The 13,438-nt window shown below is 70.3% G+C and carries 11 protein-coding genes; 7 read left to right on the top strand and 4 right to left on the bottom strand.

The genetic code is table 11. From position 1 onward, the window contains the following. Positions 1-56: 56 nt before the first annotated feature. Positions 57-782, bottom strand: coding sequence for a 3'-5' exonuclease (locus BLU79_RS29300; protein WP_093908944.1), 726 nt, complete (start codon positions 780-782; stop codon positions 57-59). A gap of 168 nt (positions 783-950) precedes the next feature. Between BLU79_RS29300 and BLU79_RS29295 the strand changes: the two genes are divergently transcribed. The 3 genes from BLU79_RS29295 to thrS all read left to right on the top strand — a co-directional run bounded on the left by BLU79_RS29295 (position 951) and on the right by thrS (position 4,842). Next, entirely contained in the window at positions 951-1,517 is a 567-nt protein-coding gene (locus tag BLU79_RS29295; protein WP_093908943.1) for a DUF4365 domain-containing protein, read from the top strand. After that, a complete protein-coding gene (locus tag BLU79_RS29290) occupies positions 1,514-2,743 on the top strand; it encodes a hypothetical protein (protein WP_093908942.1) in 1,230 nt (409 codons plus the stop codon). Before BLU79_RS29295 ends, BLU79_RS29290 begins: the two co-directional genes overlap by 4 nt. 122 nt (positions 2,744-2,865) lie before the next feature. Continuing rightward, positions 2,866-4,842 carry a threonine--tRNA ligase gene (gene thrS / locus BLU79_RS29285; RefSeq protein ID WP_093908941.1) on the top strand — a complete coding sequence of 659 codons (1,977 nt, stop codon included), beginning with the start codon at positions 2,866-2,868 and terminating at the stop codon, positions 4,840-4,842. Between the two features lie 28 nt (positions 4,843-4,870). On the opposite strand, the gene BLU79_RS29280 is transcribed toward thrS, so the two are convergent. Further along, positions 4,871-5,530 (bottom strand): potassium channel family protein, encoded by a 660-nt coding sequence (locus BLU79_RS29280; RefSeq protein ID WP_093908940.1) that lies wholly within the window; start codon positions 5,528-5,530, stop codon positions 4,871-4,873. Positions 5,531-5,608: 78 nt separating this feature from the next. Here BLU79_RS29280 and BLU79_RS29275 point away from each other — a divergent pair, with 78 nt between their 5' ends. Then, entirely contained in the window at positions 5,609-6,157 is a 549-nt protein-coding gene (locus tag BLU79_RS29275; RefSeq protein WP_093908939.1) for an HIT family protein, read from the top strand. Positions 6,158-6,273: 116 nt separating this feature from the next. On the opposite strand, the gene BLU79_RS29270 is transcribed toward BLU79_RS29275, so the two are convergent. Together BLU79_RS29270 and BLU79_RS29265 are read right to left on the bottom strand one after the other, a co-directional pair. Further along, positions 6,274-7,929: a hypothetical protein gene (locus BLU79_RS29270; RefSeq protein ID WP_093908938.1), complete on the bottom strand. Its 1,656-nt coding sequence runs from the start codon at positions 7,927-7,929 to the stop codon at positions 6,274-6,276. 154 nt (positions 7,930-8,083) lie between these two features. Next, a complete protein-coding gene (locus tag BLU79_RS29265; protein WP_093908937.1) occupies positions 8,084-10,282 on the bottom strand; it encodes an elongation factor G-like protein EF-G2 in 2,199 nt (732 codons plus the stop codon). Between the two features lie 277 nt (positions 10,283-10,559). On the opposite strand from BLU79_RS29265, the gene pgsA reads away from it, so the two are divergent. From pgsA to BLU79_RS29250, 3 genes are read left to right on the top strand one after another with little or no spacing between them, the layout of a single operon-like run. After that, positions 10,560-11,246, top strand: a complete 687-nt coding sequence (gene pgsA / locus BLU79_RS29260; RefSeq protein ID WP_093908936.1) for a phosphatidylinositol phosphate synthase — start codon at positions 10,560-10,562, stop codon at positions 11,244-11,246. Then, on the top strand, positions 11,243-12,169 hold the full coding sequence (locus BLU79_RS29255) for a phosphatidylinositol mannoside acyltransferase (RefSeq protein ID WP_093908935.1): 927 nt from the start codon (positions 11,243-11,245) through the stop codon (positions 12,167-12,169). Before pgsA ends, BLU79_RS29255 begins: the two co-directional genes overlap by 4 nt. After that, positions 12,166-13,347 (top strand): glycosyltransferase family 4 protein, encoded by a 1,182-nt coding sequence (locus BLU79_RS29250; RefSeq protein ID WP_093908934.1) that lies wholly within the window; start codon positions 12,166-12,168, stop codon positions 13,345-13,347. Before BLU79_RS29255 ends, BLU79_RS29250 begins: the two co-directional genes overlap by 4 nt. The last annotated feature ends 91 nt before the right edge of the window (positions 13,348-13,438 follow it).

The raw sequence follows: 13,438 nt of genomic DNA, 5'->3' as shown, positions 1-13,438 counted from the left end.
AAGGCCGGTCCGCCACAGCGGACCGGCTTTTTTGTGTCGTCGCGGACCCGTTTCGCTCATGCCGCCGCCGGCAGGTCCGGCCGCAGTGGCCACGCCGGGTCCACCGCTTCCTCGCTGCCGCTGCGGGCGAACCACGCCTGCAGGCCGCGTGCCTGTGCCGCGTGCCACACCGCCTGGAGCGTGTGCAGTTCGGCGGGGGACAGGCGCTCCAGGCGCGCGGCGAAACGGCGCCCCACCGCCCGGACGACCTCCAGCGAGGCCAGTGCGTCGGCCGCCGCGTCGTGCGCGCCCTCCAGCGTGACGCCGTAGTGCGCGCACAGGTCGGTCAGGGTGCGGCGACCCTTGCGATAGCGGTCCAAATGCTTGTCCAGGACGCGTGGATCGAGCACCAGCAGGGGCGTCGTCTCGAACCAGCGGTCCAGGGACGACGCGCGATGCCGGCGCAACTCGCGGTCCAGCAGCGTCAGATCGAATGGTGCGTTCATCACCACTATCGGCCGGCCCACCGTCGCCTGTCCGGCCAGTTCCTCGACTATCTCCTGCATCACCGGCGCCGGCCAGCGGCCGTTGCGCTGGAGATGATCCTCCGTCAGTCCGTGTACCGCCGTCGCCGCCTCCGGCACCGGCACGCCCGGGTTCACCAGCCATTGGGTCGCCCGTGGCCGGGTTCCGGGCGCGTCCTGGACGACGACGGCCGCCGAAACGATCCGGTCGGTCTCGACGTCCACGCCTGTCGTCTCCGTGTCGAATGCCGCCAGCGGGCCCTCATACCAGCACGCCATACCTACACAACCCCTCGTTCACCCACGGCAGCTGACGTACCGTCTTCTGCCCGTTTGGTGATACCCGGCCCGTTTGCGCCGTACGCCGGAAGGACACAACAGGAGTGCGGGTCTACGCAGTTCAGCGGCCCGGTACGGGGATTCACCTGGCGCGGAAGGCTGTTGGTCATGGCGATAGCGCAGCCCGAGCGGGGCGGGCTGCTGCCCGAACGCACGGGCCCCCATCGCGGTTCACTCGCCACTACCGCCTGCATGGAGACACTGCAGGTGGGTTATCTGCACGCGGTCGCGGCGGCGGCCGGGTGCTCGCTGTCGCAGCCGTTCCCGGACAACGGCATCGACTGGCACGTCAGCCACAGCGCGCCCGGCCACACGGTCGACGACGAGGTCACCATCAAGGTCCAGCTCAAGGCGACCTACCAGCTTGCGCCGAACCCGCCCGGCCGCTTCTTCTCGTTCACCCTCGACAACGCCCATCTGGCGAAGCTCGCCCGCACGCCGGTCTCAGTGCACAAGATCCTGGTCGTGATGATCGTCCCGAGGTCGCAGGAGCAGTGGCTGCGGGCCGGCCACGACCGGCTCGACCTGCGGCACTGCTGCTACTGGGTCAACCTGGCCGGGCACCCGATCACCGGGCGGCGCCGCACCACCGTGCGGATACCGACCTCACGCATCTTCGACGACCGGGCGCTCTGCGAGATCATGACGCGGGCCGGGACGGGAGGCAAACCATGACGCACCGCCCCCTGGAGGAGCCGGTACGACCAGCGAGGCCGCACCCGGTCGAGGCGTCCTGGGACCGTCCCCCCGAGCCCGGCGAGGTCGACCCCGCCGTGCTCAGCGCCCTGCTGCACCGGCACGGCTGGCAGCGGCGCGGGGGAGCGGCGGGACGCTACGGCCGCTGGACCCCGCCCGGACCGGGCGGCAACGGCACGAGCCTGCTCGTCCCCGAGTCCCGCGCCTTCCCCGACAGCGAGGACCTGCTCGGCGAGGCGCTCATCGCCCTGTCCCGCAGCGGCATGCCCTCCGCGCGCGAGGTGCTGGTCGGGCTCGCCGTGCCCAGCGACGAGGTCCGCTGGTGGCGGGACGCGCCGAGCGGGCCGGCCGGGGCATCGCCCTGGACCGTCGAGGAGGAACTGCGCAGCGCCGCCCGCCAGATGCTCCTCGCCGCGGCGCTCGCCACACGCGCGCGTGCCGGGTACTACGGCGCCCGGCACCGTCGCACGGCCGCCGCGATGATGGAGAGCGTCCTCGTCGGCTCCGCGGCGGACGGCTGCGGCCTCACCGCCTTCATGCCCGTCGGCACGGGGCGCCTGCTCGCCGTACGCCTCCACCAGGCGCTGTACGCCGCCCGCGAGGCCATTGACTACCAGCGGGCCACCGGCGGCATGGACGCCTTCGACGGCGCCGTCGAGGCGGGCGTCAGCCGCGAGCTCACCGAGGCCCTCATCGCCCTCGTGCGCGGTACGGAGGGCGCGCGCATCGCCGTCGAGTGGGCGCCCGCCGCCGGTGTGCCCGAGGGCTGCGCGGCCGGTGTCGAGCCCGTCGAGTTCTCGCCGGGCGATCTGCCCGTGCTGCGCGAGGCCGGGGCCCGCTATTCACGCGAGGAACCGTCCGTGCCGGTCAGGCTCACGGGTGCGGTCGTACGGATGCGCAGGTCGGGGCCGCGCGGGGAGGGCACCGTACGGCTGCGCGTCATCGCGGGCGCCGAGGTGCCGCACGTCCGGCTGACGCTGGACGAGGAGTCGTACCGCATCGCCGGGCACGCGCACCTCGTCGGGCTGCCGGTGCGGGTGCACGGGCGCCTGGAGAGCCGGGGCGGCTTCCGCAAGCTCACCGGGGCCTCCGGCGTCGTGCCGGTACAGGTGGACGAGGCCGAGCGGGACCGGCTGATGAAGTCGCTCCAGGAGGATCTGGACTTCTTCGAGGAGGCGTGCGGCGGGGACGAGCGGGAGGACTGAGGGCGCGGGCCGGGTGGGCCGAGGGTGACCGTTTCGCGGTCAGCCGTCCGGGGTCGGTACGATCGCGTAATGCGCGCGCTCCTGGTATGGCGCCGCATCCCACCTTCAGTCAGGAGAGACCGGTGTCAGACGTCCGTGTGATCATCCAACGCGATTCCGAGCGGGAAGAGCGCGTGGTGACAACGGGGACTACGGCCGCCGACCTCTTCGCCGGCGAGCGCTCGATCATCGCCGCGCGCGTGGGCGGCGAGCTCAGGGATCTGTCGTACGTGCTCTCCGAGGGCGAGGAGGTCGAGGGCGTCGAGATCTCCTCCGAGGACGGCCTGAACATCCTGCGCCACTCCACCGCGCATGTGATGGCGCAGGCCGTGCAGGAGCTGTTCCCCGAGGCCAAGCTGGGCATCGGCCCGCCCGTCAAGGACGGCTTCTACTACGACTTCGACGTCGAGAAGCCGTTCACGCCCGAGGATCTCAAGGCCATCGAGAAGAAGATGCAGGAGATCCAGAAGCGCGGGCAGAAGTTCGCCCGCCGCGTCGTCACCGACGAGGCCGCCCGCGAGGAGCTCGCCGCCGAGCCCTACAAGCTGGAGCTGATCGGCCTCAAGGGCTCCGCGTCCAGCGACGACGGCGCGGACGTCGAGGTCGGCGCCGGTGAGCTGACGATCTACGACAACCTGGACGCCAAGACCGGCGACCTGTGCTGGAAGGACCTCTGCCGCGGTCCCCACCTGCCGTCGACCCGCGCGATCCCGGCGTTCAAGCTGATGCGCAACGCCGCCGCCTACTGGCGCGGCAGCGAGAAGAACCCGATGCTCCAGCGCATCTACGGCACCGCCTGGCCCTCCAAGGACGAGCTCAAGGGCTACCTGGACTTCCTCGCCGAGGCCGAGAAGCGCGACCACCGCAAGCTGGGCAATGAACTCGACCTGTTCTCCATCCCGGAGCAGATCGGCTCCGGCCTCGCGGTCTTCCACCCCAAGGGCGGCATCGTCCGCCGTGTGATGGAGGACTACTCGCGCCGCCGCCACGAGGAAGAGGGCTACGAGTTCGTCTACACCCCGCACGCGACGAAGGGGAAGCTCTTCGAGACGTCCGGGCACCTGGACTGGTACGCCGAGGGCATGTACCCGCCCATGCAGCTCGACGAGGGCGTGGACTACTACCTCAAGCCCATGAACTGCCCGATGCACAACCTGATCTTCGACGCGCGCGGGCGTTCCTACCGTGAACTGCCGCTGCGCCTCTTCGAGTTCGGCACCGTGTACCGGTACGAGAAGTCGGGCGTCGTGCACGGCCTCACCCGCGCGCGTGGCTTCACGCAGGACGACGCGCACATCTACTGCACCCGTGAGCAGATGTCGGAGGAGCTCGACAAGACGCTCACCTTCGTCCTCGGCCTGCTCCGCGACTACGGCCTGACCGACTTCTACCTGGAGCTGTCCACCAAGGACCCGGAGAAGTTCGTCGGCTCCGACGAGGTCTGGGAGGAGGCGACCGAGACGCTGCGCCAGGTCGCCGAGAAGCAGGGCCTGCCCCTGGTTCCCGACCCGGGCGGCGCCGCCTTCTACGGGCCGAAGATCTCCGTCCAGACCAAGGACGCCATCGGCCGCACCTGGCAGATGTCGACGATCCAGCTCGACTTCAACCTGCCGGAGCGCTTCGATCTGGAGTACACCTCGGCGGACGGCTCCAAGCAGCGCCCGGTCATGATCCACCGCGCCCTGTTCGGCTCCATCGAGCGTTTCTTCGCGGTGCTGCTGGAGCACTACGCGGGCGCCTTCCCGGCGTGGCTGGCCCCGGTCCAGGCGATCGGCATCCCGATCGGCGACGGGCACGTGGACTACCTGGCGAAGTTCGCCGCGGCGGCCAAGCGGAAGGGCCTGCGGGTCGAGGTCGACTCGTCCTCCGACCGGATGCAGAAGAAGATCCGCAACGCCCAGAAGCAGAAGGTGCCCTTCATGGTCATCGCGGGCGACGACGACATGGCCAACAACGCCGTGTCCTTCCGCTACCGCGACGGCTCGCAGGAGAACGGCATCCCGTTCGACGAGGCCATCGCGAAGATCGCGAAGGTGGTCGAGGAGCGGGCGCAGGTCTGATCCGACAGCTCAGGAAGCCCCCGGAGATTCAGCTCTCCGGGGGCTTATTGTCGCTCTCGCGGGAGAAGATCTGCAGCAGCCAGGAAGAGAACGATCCCGTCACCGCGCCGAGCAGGGCCAGCCCGCCGGCCATCATCCCCATCGCGATCGTCCGGCCGCGTGCGGTCACCGGGGTGATGTCGCCGTAACCGACCGTGCTGAGGGTCTCGGCGGCCCACCACACCGCGTCCCCGAACGTCCGCATGGTGGCGCCGGGCGCCCCACGTTCGGCTTGGAAGACGGCGAGGGCACCGGCGAAGCCGAGCAGCAGGGTCGCCAGGCTCGCGTAAGCGATCACGCGCCCGTGCAGCGAGATCCGGGGCTGCCCCTGCCGACGCTGGATCACGTCGTAGAGCGGCACGATCCGCAGCGGCCGCAGGAGCGGCAGGATGACCACGACCGTGTGCAGGAAGTGGGTCCTGGCGAAGTGCAGGAAGCGCCCCCCGAAGAGCCGCCAGCGCACGGCGTAGTCCACGGCGAACAGCAGCCAGAGCGCGATCATCGTGTACAGGCACACGTCCTTCCAGAAGGGCGGCATGCTCACAGCAAGCACACGGGCTGCATAGGCGGTCAGGAAGACCAGCGAAGCCAGGAACAGCGGGATCTCGGTGCGCTGCTCCCAGCGGGCGTAAGGGCTGTCGTCGTCCACTGGCCCAGCTTGTCCGGTCGCCGCCCTCCCGTCGCCCCGGCGACACGCCGCGAACGGACGAAGCCATATGCTGCACGCATGACGAGTGAGCCGGAGCAGCAGTGGGGAGTGGGGATCCAGGACGCGTTCCAGCGCCTGTGGACGCCCCATCGGATGGCCTACATCCAGGGTGAGAACAAGCCGACCGGTCCCGGCGCTGACGACGGCTGCCCCTTCTGCTCGATCCCGGCCAAATCCGACGAGGACGGGCTGATCGTCAAGCGCGGCGAGCAGGTGTACGCGGTCCTCAACCTCTACCCGTACAACGGCGGCCACCTCATGGTCGTGCCCTACCGCCATGTCGCCGACTACACCGACCTCACCGAGCCGGAGACCATCGAACTGGCCGCCCTGACCAAGCAGGCGATGACGGCCCTGCGCACCGCCTCCGGCGCCCACGGCTTCAACATCGGCATGAACCAGGGCACGGTCGCCGGCGCCGGCATCGCGGCCCACCTCCACCAGCACATCGTCCCGCGCTGGGGCGGCGACACGAACTTCATGCCGGTCGTGGGGCACACGCGGGTGCTGCCGCAGCTGCTGGCGGACACACGGAAGATGCTGGCGGAGGCCTGGCCGACGGCTTGATCAACCAGCCCGTCCGGCGTTTGAGGACGAGGCCCTTCCGGCCGAAGGGGGGTCTGGGGGCGCAGCCCCCAGGGACGGTCACCCAGACCCACCCACGCTGCTCAACCGCCGGAGGCCTACGCGTCGTAGACGTCGGCCTTTCGCGGTGACGCATCCTGCACCGCCGTGCTCAGGAATCCCGAGCGCGTGCCGAACTTCTCCGTGTCCACGCCGTTCTCGTCCAGCACCTTGATCGCCGCGGCATGCACCACCCGCAGCACCGGCGTGGCCGCCCGCAGCGCGTCGTCGGCCATGAAGCGATGCCGCCAGGGCTGATCCGCCCAGGCATGCCGGAGCCCGAACGGCTCGGGCAGCCCTATCGTCCCGCCGAGCCAGTTGAGCAGCGGCGGATACCAGGAGATCGGTGCCCGCACCGCCAGCCGGACCACCTCGTCGCTGTTCACCAGGGGAAGCTTCACCTTGCGGGTCTCCCACGGCTTGAGCGACTTGGTGACCTCCTTGGTCGGCGCCTCGGGCTTCTCCTGGAAGAGCCCGTTCACCGGGCCGAGCGCATGCCCGGTCACCTCGATGCGCAACGTCTCGTGCAGCACGGTCACCGTGATCAGCATGGTGATGATCAACTGCCCGTCCCAGAGCGTCCACTGGACGCCCAGGTAGTGCCGGTCACCGCTGCCGAACTGCTGCTTGTTGCAGATGTCCTGTATCGCGTGCGACTTGACCTGGTACGCCTCGACGTCCGTGCCCTCCGGCCGGGACACCGCCTTCGCGCCCTCGGCGATCGGCGTGACGACCCAGTGCCGTATCGAAGGCTTGGGAAAACCACCGGTGTTGAGCGGACCGCGCTCCAGCATGCGCAGCTGGTCGTGGATGGACCGGATGACATCCCAGCTGCGGAAGGGGTGGATCTCCCGGTCGGGGTCGGCCTGGACCAAATTCTCGGCCAGCTGCCAGCTGCCCCAGCGGGTGCCCATGCCGAGTATCCCCTTGGGCCCGGCGTAGAACACGGAGTTGGACTGCTGCTCGGCGCTGAGCTTGGCGAGGGACTGGCGCAGCTGCTCGGCCCTGCTCTCGGTGGGGCTGGTCGGCACCGCCTCCGGTACCTTCGCGCCCACGCTGCTGCCGGCCAGCAGGCTGTCCCAGCGCTCCCGCAGGTCCTTAGCGGTGCGCTCGCAGATCTGCTTCGCGACGAACCAGCCGAGCACGGGGGCGATGACCGACGCTCGCGCGTACCAGGCCCAGAAGCCCGTGAACGGCATGCGGATCAGGAAGATCACGGCAAGGGCGCCCGCCGCGAGGAGCAGCGTGGTGGCGAGCGCACCGGCCCGCTTGTCCTCCTTCTTGGCGATGGTCGTGCGCAGCAGGAAGACGAGTAGCCAGCAGAGGAGTCCGGGCAGGAAGAGCAGGCCGGAGAGCACCATGACGATCGTCAGGCGGTTGTCGCGCTCCTTGCGGATGTTGTTCGCCGCCAGGCAGTGCTCGACGACGACCTGGGGTTCGGCACCGAAGGACTGGATGAGCGGCTTCCGGTCAGGGCCGATCATGCGGTCCACCACGGCCCGGGAGAACGCCTCGCCGAGCCTGGGCTTGAACAAGGGGATCTTTCCGGGCTTGATGGTCGACTCGTGCCACTCGTTGTTGGCCTTGAGGATCGCCTCGACGTCGTTGTCCCGGTAGGCCGCCGAGGCCAGCGCGAACGTCGCTGTCTGTCCCTCGCCGGCGGTGCGCGGCACCTGCGGCCCGAAGATGTCCGCGTAGCCGCTGTCAACGGTCATTCCCGCCCCCGATCGCCGCCGTCCTGCATCTGCGGCCTTCCCGACTTCCCTGCTTCGCACACCTGTTGATCAATGATCAGCGTATCCCCAGCCACCGACAATCGTCGGCGGACGGCCCAAAGCCGCCCGCCGACTCGGAGGTGTCGCGCGCCAACTACGAGGCGTCGCGCGCGTCTTCGCGAATCCTTTCCGCGATCTGCGGCGGCATCGGTTCGTGCCGCGCGTACGAACGGCTGAAGCGTGCGGTGCCGTGCGACAGCGACCGCAGATCGACGGCGTACCGGCCGATCTCGATCTCGGGCACCTCGGCCTTGATGAGCGTGCGGCCACCGTTGGTCTGTTCGGTGCCGAGGACACGGCCGCGCCGCCCGGACAGGTCGCTCATCACGGCGCCGACGTAGTCGTCGCCGACGAGGACGGACACCTCGGCCACCGGCTCCAGCAGATGGATCTTCACGTCGGCCGCCGCCTCCCGCAGCGCGAGCGCGCCGGCCGTCTGGAACGCGGCGTCGGAGGAGTCGACGGAGTGTGCCTTGCCGTCGAGCAGCGTGATCCGGACGTCGACGAGCGGATGGCCGGCCGCGACTCCCCTGGCGGCCTGGGCCCGTACGCCCTTCTCCACCGACGGGATGAACTGCCGCGGCACCGCGCCGCCGACGACCTTGTCGACGAACTCGACGCCCGAGCCGCCCGGCAGCGGCTCCACCTCGATCTCGCAGATGGCGTACTGCCCGTGGCCGCCGGACTGCTTCACATGCCGGCCCCGGCCCGCCGATTTGCTCGCGAACGTCTCCCGCAGGGAGACCTTGTGCGGTACGACGTCTACCTGCACGCCGTAGCGGCTGCGGAGCCGTTCGAGGGCGACGTCCGCGTGCGCTTCGCCCAGGGCCCACAGCACCACCTGATGGGTGGCCTGGTTCTGTTCCAGTCGCATGGTCGGGTCCTCGGCGACCAACCGGGACAGGCCCTGCGACAGCTTGTCCTCGTCCGCCTTGCTGTGCGCCTGGATGGCCAGCGGCAGCAGCGGGTCGGGCATCTGCCAGGGCTCCATCAGGAGTGGGTCGTCCTTGGCCGACAGGGTGTCGCCGGTCTCCGCGCGGCTCAGCTTCGCCACGCACGCGAGGTCGCCGGCGATGCAGTGGCTCAGCGTGCGCTGCTGTTTGCCGAAGGGCGCGGACAGGGCGCCGATCCGCTCGTCGACGTCGTGGTCCTCGTGCCCGCGGTCGGCAAGGCCGTGCCCGGAGACGTGCACCGTCTCGTCGGGGCGCAGGGTGCCGGAGAAGACGCGCACCATCGACACCCGGCCGACGTACGGGTCGGACGCCGTCTTCACGACCTCCGCGACCAGCGGCCCGTTCGGATCGCACAGCTTCAGCTCACGCGGTTTGCCGTCGACCGTGGTGACCGTCGGTGCCTGGCGCTCCAGAGGCGTCGGGAAGCCCCGCGTGATCAGTTCCAGCACCTCGACCGTGCCGAGGCCCTGGCGGCCGCCGTCGAAGGCGGGAGCGGCGGCGAGCACGGGGAAGAACGTGCCGCGCGCGACGGCCCGCTCCAGGTCCTCGATCAGCGTCTTGACGTCGACCTGCTCGCCGCCGAGATAGCGGTCCATGAGGGTCTCGTCCTCGCTCTCGGCGATGATCCCCTCGATCAGCCGGTTGCGGGCCTCCTCGATCTCGGGCAGCTGGTCCTCGTCCGGCTCGGACTCCTTGCGCTCCCCGGAGGCGTACTCGAAGAGCTTCTGCGACAGCAGCCCGGTCAGACCGGTCACGGGCGCGTGCCCGTCCGGGCCCTGCGGGCCGTGCAGCGGCAGATACAGCGGGAGCACGGCGTCGGGGTCGTCCCCGCCGAAGGCCTCCGCGCAGATCCGCGTCATCTCCTCGTAGTTCGCCCGAGCGGCCTCCAGGTGCGTGACGACGATCGCGCGCGGCATGCCGACGGCCGCACACTCCTCCCACACCATGCGGGTCGAGCCGTCCACGCCGTCCGAGGCGGAGACAACGAAAAGGGCCGCGTCCGCCGCTCGCAGACCGGCCCTGAGTTCCCCGACGAAGTCGGCGTATCCGGGGGTGTCCAGAAGGTTGACCTTGATGCCGTCCCATTCGACCGGCACCAGGGAGAGCTGTACCGAGCGTTGCTGCCGGTGCTCGATCTCGTCGTAGTCGGAGACGGTGCCGCCGTCCTCCACGCGGCCCGCCCGGTTCACTGCCCCCGCGGTGAGCGCGAGGGCTTCCACCAAGGTGGTCTTGCCCGATCCGGAGTGGCCGACCAGCACCACATTCCGTACGGACGCGGGGTGGTCGGCCGCTGTAGCCCTGCCGGCGGCTCCGGGGTGTGCGTTCGCCTTGTCGCCCATGATCCTGCCTCCCGTGCACGGTGAGGTCACTGTGGGCGCGGACATGCGGATCCGCGTGCGATGGCGGCTCCGGTGACGCCCGCGGTTCTTCGAGCTTTCCACTCCCGTCACGGTGCGTCCATACGGCGGACGTGATCGCGCCATCCGGCACCGGTGGACCGGGCTGCCCGCCCCCTGGACGAGTGCCCGGCGGTCGCACGTACGCGCGCGTGGCTACGATGGGCCAGCCGGTGGCCAGCAGGGGCCGCCCGGCGCCACACCGACCCTCGGGAAGGCCATGCTGAACAAGTACGCGCGTGCATTCTTCACGCGTGTCCTCACACCGTTCGCCGCGTTTCTGATCCGGCGGGGCGTCAGCCCCGACACCGTCACGCTCATCGGCACCGCCGGTGTGGTCGCGGGCGCGCTGGTCTTCTACCCCATGGGCGAGTTCTTCTGGGGCACGGTCGTGATCACGCTTTTCGTGTTCTCCGACCTCGTCGACGGCAACATGGCCCGCCAGCTCGGCCGCTCCAGCCGCTGGGGCGCCTTCCTGGACTCCACGCTCGACCGGGTCGCCGACGGCGCGATCTTCGGAGGCTTCATCCTCTGGTACGCCGGTGGCGGCGACGACCTCGTCCTGTGCGCCGTCTCGATCTTCTGCCTGGCCAGCGGCCAGGTGGTGTCGTACACCAAGGCGCGTGGCGAATCGATCGGCCTGCCGGTCGCGGTCAACGGCCTCGTCGAGCGCGCCGAGCGCCTGGTGATCTCGCTGGTCGCGGCCGGTCTCGCGGGCCTGCACAAGTTCGGGGTACCCGGCATCCAGTACCTGCTGCCCGTCGCCCTGTGGATCGTCGCCGTCGGTAGCCTCGTCACGCTCATCCAGCGCGTCGTCACGGTCCGCCGTGAGTCGGCCGAGGCGGAGGCGGCGGCCGCGCAGGAGAAGGCGCAGAACGCCTCTCAAGGGAGCGAGGCAGCCAAGTGAGCGCCCAGGAACGGCTCACGGACGCGCTGTACGGCCTCGGCTGGGGCACGGTCAAGAAGCTCCCCGAGCCGGTCGCCGTACGGCTCGGCCGCACCATCGCCGACCTCGCCTGGAAGCAGCGGGGCAAGGGCGTCCGGCGGCTGGAGAGCAACTACGCGCGCGTGGTGCCCGACGCGAGCCCGGAGCGCCTTTCCGAGCTCTCGCGCGCGGGTATGCGCTCGTACCTGCGCTACTGGATGGAGTCCTTCCGGCTGCCCGCCTGGAGCGCCGAGCGAGTCAAGGACAGCTTCGACGTCAAGGGCGTCCACCACCTGACCGATGGCCTGGCCGCCGGAAACGGCGTCGTACTCGCTCTGCCGCACCTGGCCAACTGGGATCTCGCGGGCGCCTGGGTCACCACCGAGCTGAAGACGCCGTTCACGACGGTCGCCGAGCGACTCAAGCCCGAGACGCTCTACGACCGCTTCGTCGCCTACCGCGAGGGCCTCGGCATGGAAGTCCTGCCGCACAGCGGCGGCACCGCGTTCGGCACGCTGGCCCGCAGGCTGCGCGACGGCGGTCTGGTCTGCCTGGTCTCCGACCGTGACCTGTCCGCCTCCGGCGTCGAGGTGGACTTCTTCGGTGCCACGGCCCGGATGCCGGCCGGCCCGGCGCTGCTGGCCCAGCAGACGGGGGCACTCCTGCTCCCCGTCACGCTCTGGTACGACGACTCCCCGGTCATGCAGGGCCGAATCCATCCCCCGATCGAGGTACCCGAGTCAGGTACCCGGGCCGAGAAGACGTCTGTCATGACACAGGCGCTGGCCGATGCCTTCGCCTCGGGGATCGCAGAACATCCGGAGGACTGGCACATGCTCCAGCGCTTGTGGGTCGCCGACCTGGAACCACGACCGGCCGACGGCCCCTCAGGGGAGCGTCCGTGAAGATCGGGATCGTCTGCCCGTACTCCTGGGACGTGCCGGGTGGCGTCCAGTTCCACATCCGCGACCTCGCCGAGTACTTCATCCGGCTCGGCCACGAGGTGTCCGTCCTGGCCCCGGCCGACGACGAAACCCCGCTGCCGCCGTACGTCGTCTCCGCGGGCCGTGCCGTCCCCGTCCCGTACAACGGCTCGGTCGCCCGCCTGAACTTCGGCTTCCTGTCGGCGGCCCGCGTCCGCCGGTGGCTGCACGACGGCCGGTTCGACGTCATCCACATCCACGAGCCGACGTCGCCGTCCCTCGGCCTGCTGACCTGCTGGGCGGCCCAGGGCCCCATCGTCGCCACCTTCCACACCTCCAACCCGCGCTCGCGGGCGATGATCGCCGCGTACTCGATCCTCCAGGCGGCCCTGGAGAAGATCAGCGCGCGCATCGCGGTGAGCGAGTACGCCCGCCGCACGCTGGTGGAACACCTGGGCGGCGACGCGGTGGTCATCCCCAACGGCGTCGACGTCGACTTCTTCGCCAAGGCCGAGCCCAACCCCGAGTGGCAGGGCGACACGATCGGCTTCATCGGCCGTATCGACGAGCCCCGCAAGGGCCTGCCGGTGCTGATGAGGGCCCTGCCGAAGATCCTCGCTGCACGCCCCCGGGCCAGGCTCCTGGTGGCGGGCCGGGGCGACGAGGAGGAGGCGGTCGAGTCCCTGCCCGCCGAGCTCCGCTCCCGCGTCGAGTTCCTCGGCATGGTCAGCGACGAGGACAAGGCCCGCTTCCTGCGCAGCATCGACCTGTACGTCGCTCCCAACACCGGCGGCGAGAGCTTCGGCATCATCCTGGTCGAGGCGATGTCGGCCGGCGCCCCGGTCCTCGCCTCGGACCTGGACGCCTTCGCCCAGGTCCTCGACCAGGGCGCGGCCGGCGAACTCTTCACCAACGAGGACGCCGACTCCCTGGCCGAGGCCGCGGTACGCCTCATGGAGGACCCTGCCCGTCGGGCGGAGCTGCGGGAGCGGGGGAGCGCGCACGTACGCCGCTTCGACTGGTCGACGGTCGGCGCGGACATCCTGTCGGTGTACGAGACGGTGACGGCGGGGGCGGCCGCGGTGGCGGCGGACGAGCGGGCGGCCGGGGGTGGCGGGGCCGGCGGGCTGCGAGCTCGCTTGGGGTTGGCGCGAGACTGAGGACCAAGCCTGTTGAGGGCCGAAGCGGAGGTCTGGGGGCGTTGGCCCCCAGTGCCGGCAACACCGACGCCCCGCACGAAACACCGACACC

The organism is Streptomyces sp. cf386, from assembly GCF_900103585.1.
In the GTDB taxonomy this organism is placed as follows: domain Bacteria; phylum Actinomycetota; class Actinomycetes; order Streptomycetales; family Streptomycetaceae; genus Streptomyces.
The sequence above is the reverse complement of the archived record's forward strand: the minus strand, read 5'-3'. Positions and strand labels throughout refer to the sequence as shown.